The organism is Kitasatospora sp. NPDC088346 (assembly GCF_044740765.1).
Taxonomy (GTDB): domain Bacteria; phylum Actinomycetota; class Actinomycetes; order Streptomycetales; family Streptomycetaceae; genus Kitasatospora.
This window is the reverse complement of sequence record NZ_JBIURH010000045.1, coordinates 18,446-41,926: the sequence shown is the minus strand read 5'-3', so window position 1 is coordinate 41,926 and position 23,481 is coordinate 18,446. Positions and strand designations below refer to the sequence as shown.

General features: G+C 70.7%; 16 protein-coding genes. 5 read left to right on the top strand and 11 right to left on the bottom strand.

Annotation, left to right across the window (positions count from 1 at the left end):
• Positions 1–3 precede the first annotated feature (3 nt).
• The 8 genes from kdpB (ACIOFR_RS34175) to ACIOFR_RS34140 all read right to left on the bottom strand — a co-directional run bounded on the left by kdpB (ACIOFR_RS34175) (position 4) and on the right by ACIOFR_RS34140 (position 10,797).
• Positions 4–2,109, bottom strand: coding sequence for a potassium-transporting ATPase subunit KdpB (gene kdpB, locus ACIOFR_RS34175; protein WP_401003373.1), 2,106 nt, complete (start codon positions 2,107–2,109; stop codon positions 4–6).
• Positions 2,109–3,770 carry a potassium-transporting ATPase subunit KdpA gene (gene kdpA / locus ACIOFR_RS34170; RefSeq protein ID WP_401003371.1) on the bottom strand — a complete coding sequence of 554 codons (1,662 nt, stop codon included), beginning with the start codon at positions 3,768–3,770 and terminating at the stop codon, positions 2,109–2,111. Before kdpA ends, kdpB (ACIOFR_RS34175) begins: the two co-directional genes overlap by 1 nt.
• Positions 3,771–3,772: 2 nt before the next feature.
• Positions 3,773–3,862: a K(+)-transporting ATPase subunit F gene (gene kdpF, locus ACIOFR_RS34165; protein WP_097237446.1), complete on the bottom strand. Its 90-nt coding sequence runs from the start codon at positions 3,860–3,862 to the stop codon at positions 3,773–3,775.
• Positions 3,863–4,199: 337 nt separating this feature from the next.
• Positions 4,200–6,233, bottom strand: a complete 2,034-nt coding sequence (locus tag ACIOFR_RS34160; protein ID WP_401003369.1) for an APC family permease — start codon at positions 6,231–6,233, stop codon at positions 4,200–4,202.
• A 220-nt stretch (positions 6,234–6,453) separates the two neighbouring features.
• On the bottom strand, positions 6,454–8,304 hold the full coding sequence (locus ACIOFR_RS34155) for an APC family permease (protein ID WP_401003367.1): 1,851 nt from the start codon (positions 8,302–8,304) through the stop codon (positions 6,454–6,456).
• A gap of 343 nt (positions 8,305–8,647) precedes the next feature.
• Positions 8,648–9,469: an SDR family NAD(P)-dependent oxidoreductase gene (locus ACIOFR_RS34150; protein ID WP_401003365.1), complete on the bottom strand. Its 822-nt coding sequence runs from the start codon at positions 9,467–9,469 to the stop codon at positions 8,648–8,650.
• 367 nt (positions 9,470–9,836) lie between these two features.
• Entirely contained in the window at positions 9,837–10,265 is a 429-nt protein-coding gene (locus tag ACIOFR_RS34145; protein WP_401003363.1) for a hypothetical protein, read from the bottom strand.
• Between the two features lie 244 nt (positions 10,266–10,509).
• Positions 10,510–10,797: a hypothetical protein gene (locus ACIOFR_RS34140; protein WP_401003361.1), complete on the bottom strand. Its 288-nt coding sequence runs from the start codon at positions 10,795–10,797 to the stop codon at positions 10,510–10,512.
• A 54-nt stretch (positions 10,798–10,851) separates the two neighbouring features.
• Here ACIOFR_RS34140 and ACIOFR_RS34135 point away from each other — a divergent pair, with 54 nt between their 5' ends.
• The gene (locus ACIOFR_RS34135) at positions 10,852–11,583 is read left to right on the top strand and encodes a MerR family transcriptional regulator (protein WP_401003359.1); all 732 of its coding nucleotides are present in this window, start codon (positions 10,852–10,854) and stop codon (positions 11,581–11,583) included.
• A gap of 41 nt (positions 11,584–11,624) precedes the next feature.
• On the opposite strand, the gene kdpB (ACIOFR_RS34130) is transcribed toward ACIOFR_RS34135, so the two are convergent.
• Positions 11,625–13,751: a potassium-transporting ATPase subunit KdpB gene (gene kdpB, locus ACIOFR_RS34130; protein ID WP_401003357.1), complete on the bottom strand. Its 2,127-nt coding sequence runs from the start codon at positions 13,749–13,751 to the stop codon at positions 11,625–11,627.
• Between the two features lie 241 nt (positions 13,752–13,992).
• Here kdpB (ACIOFR_RS34130) and ACIOFR_RS34125 point away from each other — a divergent pair, with 241 nt between their 5' ends.
• The gene (locus ACIOFR_RS34125; protein ID WP_401003355.1) at positions 13,993–14,517 is read left to right on the top strand and encodes a universal stress protein; all 525 of its coding nucleotides are present in this window, start codon (positions 13,993–13,995) and stop codon (positions 14,515–14,517) included.
• A gap of 82 nt (positions 14,518–14,599) precedes the next feature.
• On the opposite strand, the gene ACIOFR_RS34120 is transcribed toward ACIOFR_RS34125, so the two are convergent.
• Positions 14,600–16,147 (bottom strand): Na+/H+ antiporter, encoded by a 1,548-nt coding sequence (locus ACIOFR_RS34120; RefSeq protein ID WP_401003353.1) that lies wholly within the window; start codon positions 16,145–16,147, stop codon positions 14,600–14,602.
• 272 nt (positions 16,148–16,419) lie between these two features.
• On the opposite strand from ACIOFR_RS34120, the gene ACIOFR_RS34115 reads away from it, so the two are divergent.
• The 3 genes from ACIOFR_RS34115 (at position 16,420) to ACIOFR_RS34105 (ending at position 20,626) form a co-directional block, all read left to right on the top strand.
• A complete protein-coding gene (locus ACIOFR_RS34115; protein ID WP_401003351.1) occupies positions 16,420–17,556 on the top strand; it encodes a universal stress protein in 1,137 nt (378 codons plus the stop codon).
• Positions 17,557–17,824: 268 nt separating this feature from the next.
• Positions 17,825–18,955 carry a hypothetical protein gene (locus ACIOFR_RS34110; protein ID WP_401003349.1) on the top strand — a complete coding sequence of 377 codons (1,131 nt, stop codon included), beginning with the start codon at positions 17,825–17,827 and terminating at the stop codon, positions 18,953–18,955.
• A gap of 357 nt (positions 18,956–19,312) precedes the next feature.
• On the top strand, positions 19,313–20,626 hold the full coding sequence (locus ACIOFR_RS34105) for a tyrosine-type recombinase/integrase (RefSeq protein ID WP_401003347.1): 1,314 nt from the start codon (positions 19,313–19,315) through the stop codon (positions 20,624–20,626).
• 244 nt (positions 20,627–20,870) lie between these two features.
• Here the strand turns inward: ACIOFR_RS34105 and ACIOFR_RS34100 are convergent, their stop codons facing one another.
• Positions 20,871–23,453, bottom strand: a complete 2,583-nt coding sequence (locus ACIOFR_RS34100) for a S8 family peptidase (protein WP_401003345.1) — start codon at positions 23,451–23,453, stop codon at positions 20,871–20,873.
• Positions 23,454–23,481 lie beyond the last annotated feature (28 nt).

The window sequence follows — 23,481 nt, the reverse complement described above, 5'->3', positions numbered from 1 at the left end:
CTCTCAGCTCAGGCCGGGGATGAACTGGACGATCAGGTCGATCGCCTTGATGCCGACGAAGGGGACGACCAGGCCGCCGAGCCCGTAGACCCCGATGTTCCGGGCCAGCAGCGAACTCGCGTCGGAAGGCCGGTACTTGACGCCGCGCAGGGCGAGCGGGATCAGGCCGATGATGACCAGGGCGTTGAAGACGATCGCCGAGGTGATCGCGGACTGGGGGCTGTGCAGGCCCATGATGTTGAGGTGGCGCAGGCCCGGGTAGACGCCGGCGAACATCGCGGGGATGATCGCGAAGTACTTGGCGACGTCGTTGGCGATCGAGAAGGTCGTCAGCGCGCCGCGCGTGATGAGCAGCTGCTTGCCGATCTCGACGATCTCGATCAGCTTGGTGGGGTTGGAGTCCAGGTCCACCATGTTGCCGGCCTCCTTGGCCGCCATGGTGCCGGTGTTCATCGCCACGCCGACGTCGGCCTGGGCGAGGGCGGGGGCGTCGTTGGTGCCGTCGCCGGTCATCGCGACCAGCTTCCCGCCGGCCTGCTCCTTCTTGATCAGGGCCATCTTGTCCTCGGGGGTGGCCTCGGCGAGGAAGTCGTCCACGCCCGCCTCCTCCGCGATCGCCCTGGCGGTCAGCGGGTTGTCACCGGTGATCATGATGGTCTTGATGCCCATGCGCCGCAGCTCGTCGAACCGCTCCCGCATGCCCTCCTTGACCACGTCCTTGAGGTAGATGACGCCGAGGACGCGGGGGGCCTTCTCGCCGTTCTTCTCGGCGACGACCAGCGGGGTGCCGCCGGCCGCGGAGATGCCGTCGACCAGCTGCGCCACGTCCGAGCCGACGGCGCCGCCGTTCTCGGTGACCCAGTTGGCGACCGAGCCGGCCGCGCCCTTGCGGACCTGGTGGACACCGTCGGCCTCGTCGAGGTCGACGCCGGACATACGGGTCTGCGCGGTGAACGGCACCCAGGTGGCGTGCGCGAGCTCGCCCTGGGCGCGGGCCCGCAGACCGTACGCGGTCTTGGCGAGGACGACGATCGAGCGGCCCTCGGGCGTCTCGTCGGCGAGCGAGGACAGCTGGGCGGCGTCCGCGAGCTCGCCCACCTCGACGCCCTCGGCGGGCTGGAACTCGGCGGCCTGACGGTTGCCCAGGGTGATGGTGCCGGTCTTGTCCAGCAGCAGCGTGTTGACGTCACCGGCGGCCTCGACCGCACGGCCGGACATCGCCAGGACGTTGCGCTGCACCAGGCGGTCCATGCCGGCGATGCCGATCGCCGAGAGCAGCGCGCCGATGGTGGTCGGGATCAGCGCCACGATCAGCGCCACCAGCACGATCATCGACTGCGGGGCACCGGCGTAGGTCGCCATCGGCTGCAGGGTGACCACCGCGATCAGGAACACGATCGTCAGCGAGGCCAGCAGGATGTTGAGGGCTATCTCGTTCGGGGTCTTCTGCCGGGCGGCGCCCTCGACCAGGGCGATCATCCGGTCGATGAACGACTTGCCCGGCTCCGAGGCGATCTTCACCACGATCCGGTCGGACAGCACCTTGGTGCCGCCGGTCACCGCGCTGCGGTCACCACCCGACTCACGGATCACCGGAGCCGACTCGCCGGTGATCGCCGACTCGTCGACGCTCGCGACGCCCTCGACGACGTCACCGTCACCGGGGATGGTCTGACCGGCCTCCACGACGACGTGGTCGCCGAGACGCAGCGCGGTGCCCGGCACCTCCTCCTCGTCCTGCGAGGCGGGCCAGTCGAGCAGGCGGCGGGCCACCGACTCGGTCTTGGTCTTGCGCAGCGTGTCGGCCTGCGCCTTGCCGCGCCCCTCGGCGACCGCTTCGGCGAGGTTGGCGAAGACCGTGGTGAGCCACAGCCAGACGGTGATCGCCCAGGCGAACACGGACGGGTCGGCGATCGCGGAGATCGTGGTGACGACCGAGCCGACCTCGACCACGAACATGACCGGGTTCTTGACCATGACACGCGGGTCGAGCTTCTTCACCGCGTCCGGCAGGGACTTGGCGATCAGCTTCGGGTCGAGCAGGCCGGCAGAGACTCTGTGCGGCGCCTGGCTGCCTTCGACCGGTGCGGGAGTAAGAGTGGTGGACATCAGTGGAGACCTTCCGCGATCGGCCCGAGAGCGAGAGCCGGGAAGTAGGTGAGGCCGACGACGATCAGGACGACGCCCGACAGCAGCCCGACGAACAGCGGCTTGTGGGTGGGCAGCGTGCCCGCGCTCGCGGGGACCGGCTGCTGCTGGGCGAGCGAACCCGCCAGCGCCAGGACGAACACCATCGGCAGGAACCGGCCGAACACCATCGCCAGACCCAGCGCGGTGTCGTACCACGGCGTGTTCACCGTGATGCCGGCGAACGCCGAACCGTTGTTGTTGCTCGCGGAGGTGAACGCGTAGAGCACCTCGGAGAACCCGTGGGCGCCCGAGTTCAGCATCCCCGCCCGCTCGCCCGGCAGCGCCATCGCGATACCCGTGCCGATCAGCACCAGCGCGGGCGTGGTCAGGATGTAGAGGGAGGCGAACTTCATCTCCCGGCCGCCGAGCTTCTTGCCCAGGTACTCCGGAGTGCGGCCGACCATCAGACCCGCCACGAACACCGCGACGATCGCCAGGATCAGCATCCCGTAAAGGCCCGAGCCGGTGCCGCCAGGTGCGATCTCGCCGAGCATCATGTTGAAGATCGTGATGCCGCCGCCGAAGGGCGTGAACGAGTCGTGGAAGGAGTTCACCGCGCCGGTCGAGGTCAGCGTCGTGGAGGCGGCGAAGAGCGAGCTGGCAGCGATGCCGAAGCGCTGCTCCTTGCCCTCCATCGCGCCGCCCGCGGCCTGCAGGGCGGTGCCGGAGTGCTGCGACTCGGCGAAGGTGATCAGCGCGGCCGAGGCGACCCAGAAGATCGCCATCACGGCGACGATCGCGTAGCCCTGGCGGTTGTCGCCGACCATCTTGCCGAAGGTGCGCGGCAGCGAGAAGGAGATCACCAGCAGCAGGAAGATCTCCAGCCAGTTGGTGAAGCCGTTCGGGTTCTCGAAGGGGTGCGCGGAGTTGGCGTTGAAGAAGCCACCACCGTTGGTGCCCAGCTCCTTGATGACCTCCTGCGAGGCCACCGGGCCGCCCGGGATGGACTGCGTGTCGCCGCCCAGGGTCGCCAGGTCGTGGAAGCCGTGGAAGTTCTGGATCACGCCGTTGGCGACCAGCACCAGCGCGAAGACGATCGACAGCGGCAGCAGCAGGCGCAGCACGATGCGGGTCAGGTCGACCCAGAAGTTGCCGACCCGGTCGGTGCGGTTGCGGGTGAAGCCCCGGATCAGGGCGGCGACGATCGCGATGCCGACGGCGGCCGAGACGAAGTTCTGCACCGCCAGGCCGGCCATCTGCACCAGGTGGCCGAGGGCGGCCTCACCGGAGTACGACTGCCAGTTGGTGTTGGTGGTGAACGAGATCGCGGTGTTCCACGCCTGGTGCGGGGCCATCTCCGGCATGCCCAGCGACAGCAGCAGGTGCGTCTGGAGGCGGATCAGCCCGTACAGGAAGAGGATCGACAGCGCGGAGAAGGCGAGGACCGAGCGCAGGTAGACCGGCCAGCGCTGGTCGGCGTCACCGTCGACGCCGACGACCTTGTAGAGGCCGCGTTCGATTCTCAGGTGCTTGGCGGAGGTGAGCAGGTGGGCGATGTAGTCGCCCAGGGGGCGGTAGCAGAGAGCCAGCGCGCCGACCAGGGCGAGGGCCTGCAGCCACCCGGCGAGAGTGGAGCTCATGATCAGAACTTCTCCGGGTAGATCAGCGCGACGACGAGGTAGCCGACGAGTGCGACGGCGACGATGAGACCTGCGATGTTCTCGGCGCTCACAGCTTCTCGACCCCCTTCGCAATGAGGGCGATGACGGCGAACACGGCGACCGTGACACCGACGAAGACGAGATCGAGCATGGGTGCTCCACCAACTGGTCGAAGGGGGCTGTCACCGCCGGAGATCCCCGGACGCTCCGGGCGGGGCCGGCGAAGGACCGGCGAGAGCAGCAAACCAGCCGGTCAGCGCCGTTCCCGGTTTCCTGACGCCCTCCATACGGGTGAACCACCAACATTGACGCCGCCTTGACGCCCGCGTCATTCGGCCGAGACCGAGGCTTGGCCGAAACGTGCCGATGCCCCGGCCAGCGGCGCTGTCCGGGGCATCGGGAACGGGGTCAGATCTTCTGCGGCTCGGGCACGTCCTTGACGGGCGCGGGCTCGCCACGGCGCACGGCGCCCGGCGCGCGGCGGGCCGGACGGTCGGCGCGCGGCGCGGAGGCCAGCTGCCACGGCACGCTGATCACCATCACGCCAGGGGTGAACAGCAGCCGGGACTTCAGCCACAGCGCGGACTGGTTGTGCAGCAGGTGCTCCCACCAGTGCCCGACCACGTACTCGGGGATGAACACCGCCACCGCCTCGCGCGGGCTGGACCTGCGGTACTCGCGGACGTAGTTCACGACCGGTTTGGTGATCTCGCGGTACGGCGAGTCCAGCACCTTCAGCGGCACCTGGATCTCGTAGGAGTCCCACTGCGCCTTGAGCTCGTCGGTGGCGTCCTTCTCCACCGCGACGGTGACCGCCTCCAGGGTGTCGGGGCGGAACGCCTGGGCGTAGCCCAAGGCGCGCAGGGTGGCCTTGTGCAGCTTGGAGACCAGCACCACGCCGTGCACCTTCGTAGGTTTGGCCGACTCCTCACGCGGGTCCTCGATCGCCAGCTCCGCCGAGACGGCGTCGTAGTGCCGGCGAATGCCGCGCATCATCAGCCACAGCAGCACGGCGGCGACTACGGCGAGCCAGGCGCCCTGGGTGAACTTGGTGATCAGCACGATCACCAGGACCAGCGCGGTGGTGACCGCGCCCAGGCCGTTGATGATCCGGGAGCGCTGGGCGGCTCCGCGCACGGACGGGTCGGTCTCGGTGGCCAGGGCGCGGTTCCAGTGCCGGACCATGCCGATCTGGGAGAGCGTGAAGGAGGTGAACACGCCCAGGATATACAGGTGGATCAGGCTGGTGACGTCCGCCTGGTAGAACCACAGCAGGCCGCCGGCCACCACCGCGAGCGCGATGATGCCGTTGGAGAAGGCCAGCCGGTCACCGCGGGTGTGCATCTGCCGGGGCAGGTAGCGGTGCTCGGCCAGGATCGAGGCCAGCAGCGGGAAGCCGTTGAACGCGGTGTTCGCAGCCAGGATCAGCACCAGGGCGGTGACCGCCTGGATGAAGTAGAACAGGATGCTGTTGTCGCCGCCGAGGAAGGTCGACGCCAGCTGCGCGATCACCGTCTGCTGGGTGTAGCTGTTGCAGTCGCCGGTGATCCCGACGAGCTGGCAGGCGTTCTCGACGTAGTGCACGTGCGAGGTCATCGCCAGCACGGTGACGCCGACGAACATCACCACGGCGGTGATGCCCATGACGGCCATGGTGGTCGCGGCGTTCTTCGCCTTCGGCGTGCGGAAGGCCGGCACGCCGTTGGAGATCGCCTCGACGCCGGTCAGCGCCGTACAGCCGGAGGCGAAGGCGCGCAGGCCGAGCAGCAGCAGGCCGAGGCCCGCCAGGGTGTCCTTGTGGTCCTCGGGGTTGATGCCGAAGGCCGCGGTCGGCGCCTGCGGGTTATCGCCGAAGACCACCCGGATCAGGCCGGTGATCACCATCAGCAGGATGCCGCCGATGAACAGGTACGTCGGCGCGGCAAAGGCCCGGCCGGACTCGCGCACACCGCGAAGGTTCATCGCGGTCAGCAGGACCACGAACGCGATCGCCAGCACGACCCGGTAGTCCGCGAGCCCGTTGAACGCGGAGATGATGTTGTCCACGCCCGAGGCGACCGACACCGCGACGGTCATCACGTAGTCGACCAGCAGCGATGCGGCGACCACGAGGCCGGAGTTGGCGCCGAGGTTCTTGGACACCACCTCGTACGAGCCGCCACCGCTCGGGTAGGCGCGCACCACCTGGCGGTAGGACAGCACCACGACCGCCATCAGGGCAACGACGGCCGCCGCGATCCACGGCGTCAGGTACAGGAAGGCGGTGCCGCCCACGGTGAGGACGAGCAGGATCTCACCGGTCGCGTAGGCGACCGAGGAGAGCGGGTCGGAAGCGAAGATCGGCAGCGCCAGCCGCTTGGGGAGCAGCGTCTCGCCCAGCTCCTCGCTGCGCATGGCCTGGCCGATCACGAGGCGCTTGAGCGCCTGGGGCACGTTGAACACGTAAGCGAGAGTAGGGGCCGCCGGCGTTAAGACAATGACCCCGAGGAGCTCGTCCCAGAAGGCTCCGCCCGCCCATGGCTTCCACGTTTCCGCAGGTCAAGCGACATTCCACCGTCCGAGGCAGCGTCGCGCCCGGGCGCTAAGAGGACCCGTTAAGGAATCGTCAATATCAGCCCTCGAACTCCACCAGTCGGAGCAATTCGGTCATATCGACCAGCGTCTACCGGGGCACGCGCAACCGCAGCCGGCAGACCACGGCCTCGGTGTCCCGGCGCAGTGCTCGGACGATGACGGCGCCGCGCTGGTTCTGCAGGGCCCGCTGCCACAGCCGGGCCGGCTCCACCTCCGGCACGAGCACGGTGATCCGGTCATGGCTGCGGTCGGAGGCCAGCCGGTTGACGTAGTCGGCCAGCGGCGCGCCGACGCGGCGGTGGCCGGCCGGGACCTCGACCAGCGGGACGCCGGGGCGCCACAGCTCCCAGTCGCGGCGCAGCGCCTCCGCGGCGCGGCGGTCCTCCTCGTCGGGTGAGGTGTGGACGACGGTGACGGCCAGCACGTCGTCGCCGAGTGAGGCCGCCGCGCACAGCGCCTCCCGGGTGAGGCGGGTGATCGCGTGGACCGGGACGACGACCAGCGAGCGCTGCGGTGCGACGGGCGCGGGGATCCGGCCGAGCTCCAGGCGTTCGCCGATCCGCCCGTACGCGCGGTGGACCGCCTCGAAGAGCAGGACCAGCAGCGGAAGGGCCAGGCAGATGCCCCAGGCGCCCTCGGTGAATTTGGTGCCCGCCACGACCAGGGCGGCGATGCCGGTGAGCAGCGCGCCGAAGCCGTTCAGCAGCGCCCGGCCGCGCCATCGCGGGCCGCGTTCCTGCCGCCAGTGCCGGACCATGCCGACCTGGCAGATGGTGAAGCCGACGAACACGCCGATCGCGAAGAGCGGGACCAGGCTGTTCATGTCCCCGCCGGAGGCGACCAGGAGCGCGGCCGAGACCACGGCGAGGAACAGGACGCCGTGCCGGTGGACCTGCCGGTCGGCGCGCAGCGCGAAGACGTGCGGCAGGTGGTTGTCGCGGGCCAGCAGGCGCAGCAGCACCGGCAGGCCGCCGAAGGAGGTGTTGGCGGCCAGCGCCAGCAGGATCACGGTCGCGAACTGCACCAGGTAGAAGCCGAACCCGTGCCCGAGCGAGGCGTCCGCGAGCTGGGCCAGCACGGTCACGCCCTCCACCGGCTGGAGGTGGAATCGGCCGATCAGCACCGCGAGGCCGATCAGCATCACCCCCAGCAGCGCGCCGAGCGCCACCTCGGTCCGCTGGGCCCGCCGCACCCCGGGCGTACGGAAGGTGGGGACGGCGTTGGCGATCGCCTCGACGCCGGTCAGTGCCGAACAGCCCGCCGCGAAGGCCTTCAGGAGGAGCAGCACGCCGACCGTCGTGGCGCTGCCGGCGAGCGCCGAGGCATGGCCGGTGGCGGCCGCGGTGGAGGCGGGGGCGCCGCGGAACAGGCCGGCCGCGATGATCGCCAGGATCGACAGCACGAAGACGGCGGTGGGCGCCATGAACCAGCGCGCCGACTCGGCGATGCCGCGCAGGTTGACCGCCGTCACCAGGGTGAGCACGCCCAGGCACAGCCAGACCCGCTCGCCGTACAGGCCGGGGAAGGCCGAGGTAAGCGCCGCGACGCCGGCCGTGACGGACACCGCGACGTTCAGGACGTAGTCGATCACCAGCGACGCCGCCGCGGTAAGCGCGGTACGCCGGCCCAGGTGGGCCTTGGCGACTGCGTACGAGCCGCCGCCGTCCGGGAAGGCTGCGATCACCTGGCGGTAGGAGGCGACCAGCACCGCCAGCAGCACCGCGATCGCCACCGTCACCGGCAGCGTGAACCCGAGTCCGTACGAGCCGGCCGCGGCCAGCACCAGCACGATCGCCTCCGGGCCGTACGCCACTGAGGCCATAGCGTCCAGCGAGAGGGCGGCCAGCCCGCCAAGTGCGGTCAGCCGGTGCCGGTCGTGGACGGCGGCGGTATCAGGAGGTTCCGTCGTGGACTGCTGCACTCGGGCGGTGTCGGACATCGTGCTCGGGCCTCCGTGGTATGCGGTGTTCTCCGATCGTCCGGGCTCCCGGCGCGGGCGGCCGGGCTGCCATACGGGACGTTGACGCCACGCCACGGGCCTTTGATGCGACCTTGACAGGGTCCGCGCCACGGCCCCAGGCGCCGTCGCCGAGCGGCTGGCGGACGGCGGCCTCGGGGCCGTGGTGGTGCGTCACCCGGTGCCGGTGGCACGCGGCACCGGGTGGGTCTGTGGTGGGTCTACTGGCCGGGCTTGCGGCCGTGGTTGGCCTTCTTCTTCCGGCGGGTCTTCTTCTTGCGGGCGCGCTTGGACACGCGGGCGCTCCTCTTTCTGCGCGGCGGGGTCAGGCGCCGGCGGCGGTCAGCTGGTCGGCGAGCTTGACCAGGCGGCGCTGCGAGCGGTCCTCGTGGACGGCGACCGCGGTCGGGGCGATGTCGCCGCCGTCGTAGTACTCGCCGTTGATGAGCCGGAAGGCCGGCAGGCACAGGCGGACCACGGCGGCCGCGCCTTCGGCCGGCGGGGCGCCGACCCGGCCGTACAGCGGCAGCAGCGCGGTGTCGCACAGGCCCGGGTTGACGCTCACCGCGGTGATGCCCGAGCCCTCGGGGGCCATCGCGAGGGTGTCCATGCTCAGTGCCAGCTGCGACTGCGCGTACGCGGCGACGCGGGAGTACTTCCTGACCCGGTTCGGGTCGTTCCAGTTCATCGCAGCCGTGCGGTGCAGGGAGGAGGAGACGTTGACGATCCGTCCGCCGCCGGCGGCCGCGGACAGGGGTCCGCGCAGCAGCCGGGCTAGCAGGTGGGCGGCGAGGAAGTTGACCTGGAAGGAGACCTCGATGCCGTCATCGGTCAGGGTGCACCGCTCGGGCGCCATCACGGCCGCGTTGTTGACCAGCAGGTCGAGCGCCGGGAACGCCCGGGCGACGGTGTCCGCGAGCTGTCCGACCTCGGCCAGGCGGGTGAAATCGGCGGCGAACATGTGCAGCCTCCCGGCGGCGATACCGCGGGATACCAGCCGCTCGACGGCGTCCTCGCCCTCGCGAGCGGTACGGGCATGAACGACGACGGTGGCACCGCGTTCGGCCAGCAGCCGGGCGGTCTCCCAACCGATACCGGACGAGGCTCCGGTCACCAGGGCGGTGCGGGCGGACAGGACTTCGGACATGGTTCGGTCCCTGGGTAGGAGGGCACCCCGGAGGGCCGCGGGCGCGCGTGGAGCGACCGGGTGCCGGGCGTGCGGGAAGTGAACAGCGAGAAGGAGGCTGCGGCAGTGTGCGTTCAGCGCTCGGGCCAGGCCGGGTACCTCCGCAGGCGGGCCGCTGCTACCGCCCGCCTGCGGGGCGCGATCGGGCGGGTTGCGGGGAGGCAATCCCTACCGGATGGCGCAGGTGATGACCGCGGCACAGCCCAGCGCCCGCGGATGCGGCGGGCGGTCGTGGTGACGGGCCGGACGGTTCATGACGCTCATTCAAATCCACCGCGAAGGGCCGGACAAGGCGCAACCGCGGGTCCTGATGGATCCTTGACGACCGTCAACGCCGACCGCCCGCGACCCTGTCGGGCACGCGGACGGCGTGGATGCGGATCCTCCGCCGGGGCAACGCTGCGGGGAGCGAGGCGGCGAGGGCCACCGCGGCGAGCACGAGGAACCGCAGCACGTCGATACGCCCGGCCCAAGCCACCGCCCCGTACCGGTGCACGGCGAACCCGTCGAAGAACAGCCACCCGGACAGCCCCACGAGCGGCGCGGCCGCAGGGCGGGACACCGCGCTGATCAGGGTGCAGAGCAGCGCGTAGGCGCCGAAGGCGAACCAGCCCGGGTTCAGCTCACGCACCCAGCCCAGGGCAGGCGTGAGGACCGCGCTACCGGTCAGCGCGACGGCGAGGGACATGCCGACCCCGAGGCGCTGCGCCACCGGGTGGAACCACCGGCCACCGGGCCGGACACGGTACATCCTCACCGGTGCGCTCCTCGGCCCTCGGTCCGTCTCGTTCAGCACACACCGGGCTTCCCGGATGGGGCAGCCGCCGTCCCGGCGGATCACCGGAACGGGCGCGTGCCGTTGTGCTGCCCGGTCCAGCCAAGAGCGCGTTCCCGGCGATCCACGCGTTTGTTGACGGATTCCTGACGCCGGGGGCCGCAATCCCTACGGGTTCTTGACGCCGGAGGACCAACGAGTGCCGCCGTCGCGGCCGATCGAATCCTCAGTCGTTCGGTTCGCCGGCCGGCGGCTTCAGCAGCCGGTCCAGCTCGTTCCCGGCCTCGTCGTACCCGGCGTCGGAGATCCGCTGCAGCTCGCGCAGGTCGCCGGTCGCGACCGCGCGTCGGGTGAGCAGGAGACCGGCGCGCATGGACCCCTCGTCCAGCAGCTCGCTCAGCTCCTCGACGTTGCCGGCCGTGTCGGCGAGGTCGGCCAACCGGTCCAGAGCGGTCTCGTTGCCCTCATCGGCCAGCTCGCGCAGGGTCTCCCGATCGACATTGATGTTCGTCATGACGCCATCGTGCAACCCTGCCCCAAGGGAAAGGTCAAGCGGGATGATGGCCGAGTGATCACGATCGGACAGCTGGCCAGGTACATCGGCGTGTCGACCAAGACCATCCGCGTCTACCACGACAAGGGGCTGTTCCCCGAGCCCGGCCGCGATGCGTCCGGCTACCGGCGGTACGACGCGAAGGACGCGATCGAGCTGATCAAGATCCGGACTCTCGCCGAAGCCGGCGTCCCCCTGTCCCGCATCAGAGACCTGAGATCCGCGAGCGACGAGGAGTTCCAGCAGGCACTGCGCGAGATCGACGACGAGCTGACCGTCCGCATCCGCGGCCTGCGGGCAACGCAGGGACGCCTGCGCGAGCTCGCCGCCGGGCAGCTGGCGCCGCTGCCCACCGAGGCCGGTGTCCACCTGCGACACCTGGCCCACTGGGGATTCACGCCCCGATGGGTGGAGCTGCAACGGGACCTGTGGATCCTCGTGTTCGCCACCCACCCGGACCGCGCGATCGCCCTGCTCCACGACCAGGCCGAGGCCCTCGCCGACCCGGCACTGCGGCAGCTCTTCCTCGACTACGACCACGCGCACGACCTCGACGCCGACGATCCCCGCATCGACGACCTCGCCCGCCGGATCGCCGAGGCGACCCGGGAACGCTACGGTCCCGACGAACTGCCCGGGCTGGACGCGCCCTCCGAGATCCCTTCGCTCATCCAGGACACGGTCAACGCCTCGTCCCCGGCCTGGCAGCGACTCGACACACTCATCCGCGCCCGACTGGACACCTGACAGACGCCAGCTGGTGCGGCACCAGCGCGTACCGGCTCCGCTCAGACCAGGAACCGCACCACCAGCAGGTCGATCAGTTTGATGCCGACGAACGGCAGGAGCAGCCCGCCGAGCCCGAAGACGCGCAGGTTCCGGGCGAGCAGTTGGGAAGCGGAGGCCGGCCGGTAGCGGACCCCCCGCAGGGCGAGCGGGATCAGCGCGACGATGATCAACGCGTTGAAGATGATCGCCGAGGTGATGGCGGAGGTCGGGCTGTGCAGCGCCATGATGTTGAGGTGCCGCAGGCCCGGGTACGCGCCGGCGAACATTGCCGGGATGATCGCGAAGTACTTGGCGACGTCGTTGGCGATCGAGAACGTGGTCAGCGCGCCGCGGGTGATGAGCAGTTGCTTGCCGACTTCGACGATCTCGATCAGCTTGGTGGGACTGGAGTCCAGGTCGACCATGTTGCCGGCCTCCTTGGCGGCGGAGGTGCCGGTGTTCATCGCCACGCCGACGTCCGCCTGGGCGAGGGCCGGGGCGTCGTTGGTGCCGTCACCGGTCATCGCGACCAGCTTCCCGCCCTCCTGCTCCCGCTTGATGAGCGCGAGCTTGTCCTCCGGGGTCGCCTCCGCCAGGAAGTCGTCCACGCCGGCCTCGGCCGCGATCGCCCGGGCGGTCAGCGGGTTGTCGCCGGTGACCATCACCGTACGAATGCCCATCCGGCGCAGCTCGGCGAAGCGCTCCCGGATGCCGTCCTTCACCACGTCCTTGAGCTGGACGGTGCCCATCACCCGCGCGCCGTGCCGGTCGTGGACCGCGACCAGCAGGGGTGTGCCGCCGTTCGCCGAGATGATGTCGACCGCTTCCAGCGCTTCGCCGGGCACCAGGCCGCCCCGCTCGTACACCCACGCGGAGATCGCCGCCGAGGCGCCCTTGCGGACGTGGATGACCGTCCCGTCCGGCCAGTTGAGGTCGACGCCGCTCATCCGGGTCTGCGCGCTGAACGGCACGAACTCCATCCGCCCCAGTTCGCCGTCGGCACGCTCCCGCAGCCCGTACTGCTTGGCGAGAACGACGATCGACCGGCCTTCCGGGGTCTCGTCGGCCAGCGAGGACAGCTGGGCGGCCTCGGCCATCCGGTCCGCCGGGACGCCGGGGGCGGGCACGAAGCGCACGGCCTGCCGGTTGCCGAAGGTGATCGTGCCGGTCTTGTCGAGCAGCAGGACGTCCACGTCGCCTGCCGCCTCCACCGCCCGGCCGGACATCGCCAGCACGTTGCGCTGCACCAGCCGGTCCATGCCGGCGATGCCGATCGCCGAGAGCAACGCGCCGATCGTGGTCGGGATCAGCGCCACGAGGAGCGCCACCAGTACCGCCGTCGACTGCTCGGCCCCGGCGTAGATCGCCATCGGTTGCAGGGTGACCACGGACAGGATGAACACGACGGTCAGCGACGCGAGCAGCAGGTTGAGCGCGATCTCGTTCGGGGTCTTCTTCCGCTCGGCACCCTCGACCAGGGCAATCATCCGGTCGATGAAGGTCAGCCCCGGCTTGGAGGTGATCCGCACGACGATCCGGTCGGACAGCACCGTCGTGCCGCCGGTCACCGAACAGCGGTCGCCGCCGGCCTCCCGGATCACCGGCGCGGACTCCCCCGTGATCGCGGACTCGTCGACCGCCGCGACGCCGTCGACCACGTCCCCGTCACCGGGGATCGTCTCCCCCGCCGACACGACCACGAAGTCGTGCAGGCGCAGCTTCTCCGCCGGGACGGTCTCCTCCTCGAAGCGGGTGAGCCCCACCCGCCAGCTGCGCAGGCGTCGCGCGGTGGTTCCCGTCCTGGCTCGGCGCAGCGAGGCCGCCTGCGCCTTGCCTCGCCCTTCGGCGACCGCCTCGGCCAAGTTCGCGAATACCACCGTCAGCCACAGCCAGGCACTGATCAGCCAGGCGAACACGCTCGGCGCGAGAATCGCGGACAGTGTGGTCAGCGCCGAGCCGACCTCGACCACGAACATGACGGGGTTGCGCACCATCACCCGGGGATGCAGTTTGCGCAGCGCCTCCGGGAAGGCGGCGGCCAGCTGCTTCGGATCGAACAGGGCGCCACCCGCGCGGTGGCGTCGAGGTGACGGCGATGCCACCGGCTCGGGCGTGACGGCGTCCTTCTCGGGAGCCAGGGGAAGCATGGGGCAGTCCTTCTCGGGCACGGGCCGGTGAATGAAGGCCGGCCCGGAGGCCGACAGCCCAGCCAAACGCGCGCCCGGCGCCGATCACCGGACCATGGCGGAATCCTGACGTTCCGCCAGCGGCGATTGACGGAGCGTTGACACGGGCGGACTGTCAGGACTGCGTGAAACCCGGGGACCGATCCGTATCCGCCGCGTCAAGAACCGCCGGCCCGCGCCCGTGCAGGTGTCCACTGGAGCCATGAGCACGCAATCCAGAGTCGTCGTCGGAGTGACCGACACGCTGAGCAGTCTGGCCGCCCTGGGCCGCGCGGCCGAGGAGGCGCGGAGCCGCGGCGCCGTGCTGGTGCCGGTCACCGCGTGGTCGAGCGACGAGGAGTTCCGGCCGACCTCCGAGCTGGAGCGCGCGGCCTGCCGACGACTGGACACGGCCTTCGAGCAGGCCTTCGGCGGCCACCCGGACGATCTGGTGATCCGCCCCCTCGTGGTGCGGGACACTCCTGGCCCCGCGCTGGTGCGAGCCGCGGGCCGCGCCGACGATCTCCTGGTCCTCGGCTGCGGTCACCGCAGCCGCCGCCAGCCCGTCCGGCTCAGCGTGACGGTGCGGTACTGCCGCGCGCACGCCGGGTGCCCGATGCTCGTCGTCTCCCCGGCCGCGCTCCTGGACTGCCTCGAACTCGCGATCCGCACCGGTTCACGGCCGCCAGCCTCCCACGGCGGTCCCAGGCATCCGGGCACTGCGCTGATGCCCGCCCGAGTCACCTGACGCACACCCGACGGCGCCCGCTGTCCTCCTTTCGCCCGCAGGGGCACGGCCGCCCTCGGGCTGCCGCTCTGTCACGCGATGATCAGGGGGTGCCGAGAGCGGCTTCCTCGCGGTCGAGGTCGTGTTGAAGGCGGCGTCGGGTGGTGTCGCTGATGCGGTGCTCGTCGTACAGGCGGTGAAGTTCGTTGTTCTGCACGGCGATCACCTCATGGCGCAGCTGCCGGTGCGCGGCGTCGGCGGTGCTGCCGTCCGGGCCCTCGGGGCTGCGGTCGAGGCGGGCGTTGAGGCTTCGCCGGACCCGGTCGAGGGCGGTGTCGGGCATCGTCTCCAGCGTGGCGAGGTGCTCGACGTGCTCGAGGGCGGCCCGGTTGAGGGCGTCGCGGGCGTCGTCCTCCTCGCGGGCGGTGTGTTCGGGTTCGAGGGCGAGGCCGGAGCGGTTGACCACGGCGGCCAGCGTCAGGCCCTGCACGACGAGGGTGAACACCACGACGGCGGTGGTCAGCACCAGCACCAGCGGCCGGCCGGCGAGCGGCGTCCCGTCGTCGGTGACCAGCGGGATGGAGAGGGCTGCGGCCAGCGGCATCACCCCGCGGGTGCCAGCCCAGGTCACCACTCCGGCGACCCGCCAGGACAGTCGGCCCTGGGTGGGCTTGACCGCGCGGGTCAGCGGCAGCGTCGAGAGCACCCGCACCGCGATCAGCACGGCCGCCAGGGCGAGGGCCTGCAGCGGCCACCAGCCGGTGCCGGCCGGCAGGTCCCGCACCAGGGCGGGCAGCTCCAGGCCGACGATGCTGAAGACGACGCTCTCCAGCAGGAACACCACCACCGCGTACACGGCGTGCAGCTGGAGGCGGATGTGGGCGTCGGTGAGGCGGTGGCCGGAGCGTCCGAGCAGCACACCCGCGACCACGACCGACGTGACGCCGGAGGTGTGGACGGACTCGGCCAGCACGTACGCGGCGTACGGCGTGACCAGGGCGATCACGGTCTCCAGCACCGGGTCGGTGGTGCGGCGGCGCACCAGCCACACCAGGCCCGCGACGGCCGCGCCGACCAGGCTTCCCCCTCCGCCGAGCAGCAGGAACTCCCCGCCCGCCGCCGGAACACTCACCGTCGCGCCGACGGCCACGGCGATGCCGACGGCCACCTTGAACAGCACCAGCGAGGTGGCGTCGTTGAACAGGCTCTCCGCCTGCACCAGGACCTGCACCCGCCCGGGCAGCGCGAGTCGGCGGCCAAGCGCGGTCACCGCCACCGGGTCGGTGCTGGACAGCACGGCACCCAGCACGAACGCCATCGCGGGCGGCAGGCCCGCGACGGCGACGGCCGCGAAGCCCACGGCGGCGGCGGAGGCGAAGACCAGGCCGAAGGAGAGGATCGTCACCGGCCGCCACACCGTCCGCAGGTCGCGCAGCGACAGCTCCTCGGCGGAGGCGTACAGCAGCGGCGGCAGCACCACCAGTGCGATGGCCTGCGGCGGGATGTGCAGCGCGGGAACACCGGGTATCAGCGCCACCGCCACTCCGGCCAGCACCAGCAGGGACGGCGCCGGCAGGCGCAGCCGCCGGGCGAAGGTGGCCACGGCGGTCGCCAGCACCACGAGAACGAGAACGATCCCCACAACGCGCATCGGCGGAAATGACCCCATCACGACGAGAGGGGTCACCGCCGCCCGATCGCTGCGGTCATCCCCCGAGCCGACCAGGCTTCCCGGCACACCTGCGCTCATTTTATCGGGACTTTAGCGAGCAGCAGCACGGCATTTTCGCCGGCGTGGCCCGGCGGCGCTCTCCCACCGGCCTGGATGACGATGGAAGCGCCGATCAAGAGCTCCGGTCACCTCGGTCCGGGCCTTGAGGGCGACCCGGCCCGGGAACCGGGCCCCGCTCGAGAGGAGGCGACATGCCGCGCGGCCGACTGCGGGTCTACCTCGGGGCGGCCCCCGGGGTGGGCAAGACCTACGACATGCTCGGCGAAGGGCAGCGCCGCGCCGGGCGGGGCACGGACGTGGTCATCGCGTTCATGGAGGACTACGGGCGACCCCTGACCCGTCAGATGGCCGAGGGCCTGGAGACGGTCCCCCGCAAGACGGTGCCTTACCGGGGCACGTCCTTCACGGAAATGGACCTGGACGCGGTCCTGGCCCGCCATCCCCAGCTGGCCCTGGTCGACGAGCTCGCCCACACCAACGTCCCCGGCTGCCGGAACACCAAGCGATGGCAGGACGTCCAGGAACTGCTGGACGCGGGCATCGACGTGATCTCCACCGTGAACATCCAGCACCTGGAGTCCCTCAACGACGTCGTCGAACAGATCACCGGCGTCCGGCAGCACGAGACGGTGCCCGACGACGTGGTACGCGGCGCCGACCAGATCGAGCTGGTCGACATGTCCGCCGAGGCGCTGCGCCGCCGGATGGCCCACGGCAACATCTACCCGCCCGAGAAGATCGACGCCGCCCTCGCCCACTTCTTCCGCCCGGGCAACCTGACCGCCCTGCGGGAGATCGCCCTGCTCTGGGCGGCCGACCGGGTCGAGGAAGCCTTGCTGCGCTACCGCAAGGACCACGGCATCCAGCAGCCCTGGGGCGTCCGGGAACGCGTGCTGGTCGCCCTGTCCGGCGGCCCGGAGGGCGACACGCTCATCCGGCGGGCCAAACGGACCGCCTCGCGCGGCGCGGGCGGCGAGTTCCTCGCCGTCCACGTCGCACGCGACGACGGCCTGGCCGGCCCCTCCGCACGGCTGCTGGCCCGCCAGCGGACCCTGACGGAAAGCCTCGGCGGCACCTGGCACACACTCACCGGCGACGACCCGGCCCAGGCCGTCCTCGCCTTCGCCCGCGAGGTCGACGCCACCCAGATCGTCATCGGCGCCACCCGGCGCAGCCGTCTCAAGAGCCTGTTCGCCCGCGGCACCGGCGAGGCGATCATCGAAGGCTCCGGCGACGAGATCGACGTCTACGTCGTGACGCACTTCGAGGCCGCCCATGGCCGGCTCCTGCACCGCCGAGCCGGCGACGCGCGCGATGCCGGGTCCTGAGAGCGGACGCCACGTGCAGCCGCCGCGCGCTCAGAGCAGCCGATCACCACCGGGCTCACCGCTGACGGCGCCCAACAGCTGCCCGAGCGGAATGAGGGAGTCTGCAGCTGCCCCGCGGCAGGTGCGCCCCAGGCGCAGAGACCGAACCGCCCCGAGGCAAAGGGCTGCTGCACCCTCCGAGCAGCCGTACAGAGATGAGGATCTGCCGGTGCGCCAGAATTGACCATGTGCCAGAAGGCGCGCAGGAACGGAACCGGAGGTACGTCCCATGACGCGGTACTGCGTCGATCTCGACCGCCGCGAGCTGATCGCTACATGGGGAACGGGCGAGGGCGACCTCGCCACCCGTATCGCGCTCCTTCCGGCCGAGGCGAGCACCACCGCCCTCCTGAGTCTGGCCCGCACCCTCACCCAACTGTCCGATGCCGCCTGGCGCACCTACACCCACCCCACCAGCGCCACCGACGGCCTCGAGACCGACACGGAGGACTCGCAACCCGATCAAGAGCGCAAGAGGTTCGACGACGTCGTCCGGGCCATCTCCCAGCCGAACCTCCCCCACGGCGGCACGATGACCGTCTCCTACAGCCCCGTCCTCGAATCCGCGAACCGCATCGGCCGCGCCCTCGTCGCCCTCGACAGCCCGGAGCTGACCCAGGCCGTCCTCACCGAGGCCTCCGTCGAACTCGCCGCCATCGAGAACGCCGAGCTCGGCGACCTCACCGGACGAGCCCAGCAAGCCGTGCTGCTCAGCCGCGAAGGCGCCTCCCCCGCCCAGGTCGCCGCCGCCAACCACCTCTTCGAACAGGAACCCTTCGGCTCCAAGACCCTCTTCTCCGCCATCGACCCGACCGCCGCCGCCGTCGCCGCCGCCCACTGGCTCGCCGCCGCGGCCGAGGTCGCCGCCGAAGCCTCGGGCCAGGACCCCACCACCGTGGTCCTCGAAGCCGACAACATCGAAGCCCTCCCCCACGAGACGCCCACCCTCGTCCTCGAACTCCTCGAATCCGGCGCCTCCCCCTACGACGCGGTCACCGGACTCGTCCGCCACGCCATGAACGTCGCCGACGGCCTCCTGCCCGACCCGGCTGCCCTGCGCGAGCAACTCGATAACCTGGACGAAGCCCTCACCGAACTCACCGACGACGAGACAGATATCGACCCCGCGGACGTCGCCCTGCGCCTGACACCGCTCGACCCCACGCGCCCGGCCAGGGACCTCCTCGAAGACCTCCTCACCGGCATCCACGCCTGCTGGCTCCTCCACAGCGAGTACGACGACGAAGACCTCGAGGACCGGGACGACGCACAGGCCGAGGAGCATCAGAACCGCAGTCGTGAACGCTTCGCGCAGCTCGTCCGCGAAGCCGCCGCCCGCCACCGCGACCGCCTCATCTGACCCACCACCCACTCAGACGAGGGGCCGGCCCGACCAACCGAGACCAGTTACTCCCTGTAGCCGCACCGGGGTCACGTCCATCGACGAACCCGCCCTCCTTTCAGTCACAGAAAGAGACCGAAAGCGCGGTCAGATTGCTGCCGGCCAGCCCACCACCCGTCGGGCGAGCCGCCGAATGACTGGCGCGCACCCGCACGGGCACCGCCGGCCGGCCCGGCTGCGACCACCGTACGATCACCACCGGCAAATCATGCCCCTGACCTGCGGCGATCCCCTGGTTCGGCGACAAGGGGCGCCCCCCGACGAGCCGAACGAGACTGGGAGCAGCTCTCCACCCGAGCCTTCGAGGTGATCGTCATGCGACGCTCCGACGATCGCGGCCGGGTATACCGGCACTGCGGCTGCCGTGACCACAGCCGCCGACAGCTCGGCGCCCGCTGCCCGCGCCTGGCCGCCGACCCCGACCATGGGACCTGGACCTACGCCGTCGACGTTCCCTGGCCCGACAACCGGCGCCACACCGTACGCCGCGGCGGCTACGACAACGAGCACGCCGCCCGCGCCGACCTGCGCCGCTTCCTCGACGGCAAGGCCTTCGGCTGCAACCCGGACCCGCGGCAGAGCACCGGCGACTACCTGCTCGCCTGGCTCGCCATCCAGGAGCAGTGGCTCAAGCCCACGACACTGGCCCGCTACCGCGCCTATGTCCTCCAGGACCTCGTGCCCGCGCTCGGCCGCATCCCCCTCGACGACCTCGCCTACGAGCACATCGACCACTACGCGCGCACCCAGCTCAAGGCCGGCCGCGGTCGCGTCACCGTCCACCGGATCCTCGCCACCCTCTCCAGCGCACTCGGCGCGGCCGTCGTCCGCCACCGCCTCGGCCACAACCCCGCCAAGCCCGCCGTCATCCCCCGACCGCCCACGCCCGAACGCCGAATCTGGACCCCCGACGAGGCCGTCCGCTTCCTCGACTACGCAAGGGAGCACGACCCGCTGTTCGCCCACCTCGTCGAGCTCATCATCAACACCGGCATGCGCAAAGGCGAAGCCCTCGGACTCCACTGGGACGACGTCCACCTCGACGAGGGCGTCCTGTTCGTGCGCTACACCCTCTCCGCCGTCGACAACTCCTATACCGTCCTCACCCCGCCCAAGACATCCAGCAGCCTCAGCTGGATCGCCATCAACGACCGCGCCCGCCGCGTCTTCGAAGACCTGGCCGACCACCACTTCCTCGGCCTCGCCATCCCCGCCCATGGCTACGTCTTCCAACACAACGGCCGGCCACTCGACCCGCACCGGGTCCTCAAGCGCTTCCAGAAGCTGTGCGACAAGGCCGGCGTCCCGCGGATCGCCGTCCACGACCTGCGCCACCTCGCCACCACACTCGCCCTCAACGGCGGCGTCCCGTTCGTGATCGTCTCCAAGACCCTGCGCCATCGCACGCTGTCGACCACCGCGAACATCTACAGCCATCTCACCCGCCAGGCTGCCCGCGAAGCCGTCGACGCCATCGCCCGCCTCCTCGACAGCGCCGAACTCGCCCTCCACGCAGCCCAATGCACCGACCGCCCACGGAATCTGATCGAGCAGTTCCGCGACCACCTCGCCGACCGCCAACGCCGGGCCCGCCGCATACGTGCAGGTCGCGCCCCCATCCCACTGTGAACGGCGCGACCACCATGCGACCACCAACTGACGCCACAACAGAAAGAGCCGGCACTCGGTTTCCCAAGTACCGGCTCTCACAACCGACTTCACAGTCGGGACGACAGGATTTGAACCTGCGACCCCTTGACCCCCAGCCGCGGAGGATCGCCGTGGTACGCCAACTCCCTCTCCTGCCCCTCCATACCTACTGCTGCCTCCGCTGTCGTCGTAATCGACGTGAGCGCTGCCTGCCCGATGTCACCTACCAGCTGATTGGCAGTTGGACCGGCACTCCCGAGGACGTCTCGACTCGGGCGGCGAGGTCGGCCGGGATCGGCACGTCGAGCTTTACGGCCGTGGGCGTGTAGAGGTCGGTCTCGACTTCTGGTGTCGCGAGGGACACCAGCAGGGCGTAGGAGACGGGGAGGCCGACCCGGTCGGAGCGGTCGTGGTCCTTCCACCAGCCGCCGGCGGGGTAGACGGCGAGCATGCCGCTGCCGGCCAGTGCTGTCGCGTCGCCCCTCCAGACGTCGGAGTGGAGTGAGCCGCGTTTGCGGTTGGTCGGGCCGACGACCCAGGCGTCGTCGCTGTCGAACTTCTTGACCTTGGTGATTCCGTCGTCCTCTGCCTCCGCTGTCTCCGCGATGCGGCGCTCGAAGGCGGCCTGGGACTCGAGGGAGCCCTTCATGGCGAACCTGAGCCGGTGGGAGGGGTAGGTGCGCTGGCCTCTGACACCGCGCCGGCCGGGGTTGGGTTCGACGAAGTAGGACAGGGTGACCCGTAGTTCGACGTCCGTGCCGCCGAGGTCGTCCAGTTGCTCGCGTGGCCAGGGGAGCTCGTGGAGCTTGAGCTCGCCGAGGCGGACGCCGCCCGGGTAGCGGTGGTAGGGGATGAGCGAGCCCTGGATCATGAGGGTGACGGCGTTCGCGGCGCTCGACAGGACCCTCTCCTCGGTCGGTACGCCCCAGCCGTAGCGGCGCAGTACCTTTCTGGCGAAGTCACCCGGCCCCATCTTGGGCCTGCCGGTCCTGGTGTAGACGCCCTGGAGCATGGGCGTGGTCCACCGGGCCTCGTGGACCAGCAGGCCGCGGATCGCTTCGGGACCGAGGGCGGGGTAGGCGGCGTGGGCCATCGCTGCCAGGCGGGCGGCCTGGGCGGTGGCCGCGCTGGTGGCGTTGGCGGTGGTGAGGGGCCGGTCGATGTGGATGCCGGTGGTGGTGAGGCCGACGATGTCGTGCTCGTGCCACTGGGTGTTGGCGTCGTCGACGAGGAGGTTGCCGCCTTCGAGGACGATGTCGGGCTTGATGGGGGTGGACTCGCTCATCACTACGGAGGTGCGGCTGAAGGGCGAGAGTTCACCGGCCGACGCGAGGGCGCGGTAGCCCTTGTAGTCAGGGTGGTCGGGAATGTCGGTGAGGTTGGTGTGGGCACCGACGGCGAGGATGTTCCAGGCCTGTGCGGGGTCTTCGATGCGGGAGGTGTCGCACAGGTCGAGGTGGGTTGGGCTGCCGTCGGCGGTTCGCATCTCGTGGGGCAGGCGGTCGCGGATGTTGCCGACCAAGACGACGATCAGCCGGGAGGCGGCCGGGTCGGGGGCGCCGTGCAGTTCGATGCGGTCGTCGCGGACGGTGACGGACGTGCCGGCCGCGAGGGCGTCGACGGTGGCGGACCAGAGGGTCGCCGTTCCGTCGGTGCCGTTCTCCGGGCGGACGGAGTGCGTGGTGACGGCCATCGAGAACACCCGGGCGCGGGGCTGCTCGACGGATCCGGTCTCGGCGACGGCTACGGCGTCGGCCGTGACCTCGCCGAAGGTGCGGGGGGTGTCCGGGGTATTCGCCGGCAGGAGCTTGACCGCTTCGATGCCGTGGGTGAGGCGCACGGGATCGTTGGTCGCCAGTGCGGTGTCGAGGTCACCGTAGAGCACCAGGCCGGCCATCCAGGTGCCGTGCCCGTTGCGGTCGTCCGGGCCTTCCGTGGGGAAGGCGCTCTGCGCGCGGCCTGCGAGCGCATCCTTCAGCAGAACGTGTTCCTGGCGGATTCCGGTGTCCAGGATGCACACCGTGGGTGATCCGGGCGGTGCCTGCTCGAGACGGGTGGCGAGGTCGGCCACGAGCGGCATCTGCAGGGCGCGCTGGGTCGTGTGGATCTCTTCGGTGAAGTTGGGCCGTCTGATCTCGGCGGGGCAGTTGGTGGTCAGCAGGAGCCTCAACTGGTCGCCCGGGGCCTCAACTTGGGCGACGTGGTAGTCCCCGAGGGTGATCGACCGGGGTGGGAGCCGCCAGCCGTGCTCGGCGGCGGTGCGGCGCAGACCCTGGATCTGGTCCTCTTCGGTGATGGAGGGGTCGAACCACAGTTCCCACCATCTGGGCGCTTGCAGCTCCGGGAGCGGTGCCTCCTCCTGCCAGAAGTGTTCGAGCAGGGCGCGCTGGATCCGCTCCATGTTGGCGACGGTCGCGGCCTGCTTCGGGTTGTGGTCCCGGGTGTCCTGGGTGAACTGGCTGATCTTGTCGGCGAAGGACGGCACGAGTCCGTCCGGAATCCAGACCACCGCGTCCTGCGGGTGGCCAGGAGTCGCCGGGTGGGCGCTCAGCAGGGTCAGGCCGGAGCTGTCCAGGGCACCCAGGTTCAGGCCATGGCCTTCCGCAGCTTCGACGCGGATGGCGAACCCATCGGGCCGGTTCTCCGCAGGGATGTCCCGCCGGTCCTCGACGGCTTCCTGCTGGGCCTGACGCAGTCCTTCGAGCAGACGCGTGACGTGGCCGTGCCGGTCGGCGGACCTGTCGACCAGGTCGTCCCCGCCGCCACGCGCGGTCTGCTTCTTCGGCACCAGGTTGCGGCGCTCCACGGGACGAGCAGGTGCGGGGTGAACCTCG

What these genes read in the sequence shown, in the direction of transcription:
- kdpB (WP_401003373.1), bottom strand. Translation starts at nt 2,109, where the DNA reads ATGTCCACCACTCTTACTCCCGCACCGGTCGAAGGCAGCCAGGCGCCG.
- kdpA (WP_401003371.1), bottom strand. Translation starts at nt 3,770, where the DNA reads ATGAGCTCCACTCTCGCCGGGTGGCTGCAGGCCCTCGCCCTGGTCGGC.
- ACIOFR_RS34155 (WP_401003367.1), bottom strand. Translation starts at nt 8,304, where the DNA reads ATGTCCGACACCGCCCGAGTGCAGCAGTCCACGACGGAACCTCCTGAT.
- ACIOFR_RS34150 (WP_401003365.1), bottom strand. Translation starts at nt 9,469, where the DNA reads ATGTCCGAAGTCCTGTCCGCCCGCACCGCCCTGGTGACCGGAGCCTCG.
- ACIOFR_RS34140 (WP_401003361.1), bottom strand. Translation starts at nt 10,797, where the DNA reads ATGACGAACATCAATGTCGATCGGGAGACCCTGCGCGAGCTGGCCGAT.
- kdpB (WP_401003357.1), bottom strand. Translation starts at nt 13,751, where the DNA reads ATGCTTCCCCTGGCTCCCGAGAAGGACGCCGTCACGCCCGAGCCGGTG.
- ACIOFR_RS34125 (WP_401003355.1), top strand. Translation starts at nt 13,993, where the DNA reads ATGAGCACGCAATCCAGAGTCGTCGTCGGAGTGACCGACACGCTGAGC.
- ACIOFR_RS34120 (WP_401003353.1), bottom strand. Translation starts at nt 16,147, where the DNA reads ATGCGCGTTGTGGGGATCGTTCTCGTTCTCGTGGTGCTGGCGACCGCC.
- ACIOFR_RS34115 (WP_401003351.1), top strand. Translation starts at nt 16,420, where the DNA reads ATGCCGCGCGGCCGACTGCGGGTCTACCTCGGGGCGGCCCCCGGGGTG.
- ACIOFR_RS34110 (WP_401003349.1), top strand. Translation starts at nt 17,825, where the DNA reads ATGACGCGGTACTGCGTCGATCTCGACCGCCGCGAGCTGATCGCTACA.
- ACIOFR_RS34105 (WP_401003347.1), top strand. Translation starts at nt 19,313, where the DNA reads ATGCGACGCTCCGACGATCGCGGCCGGGTATACCGGCACTGCGGCTGC.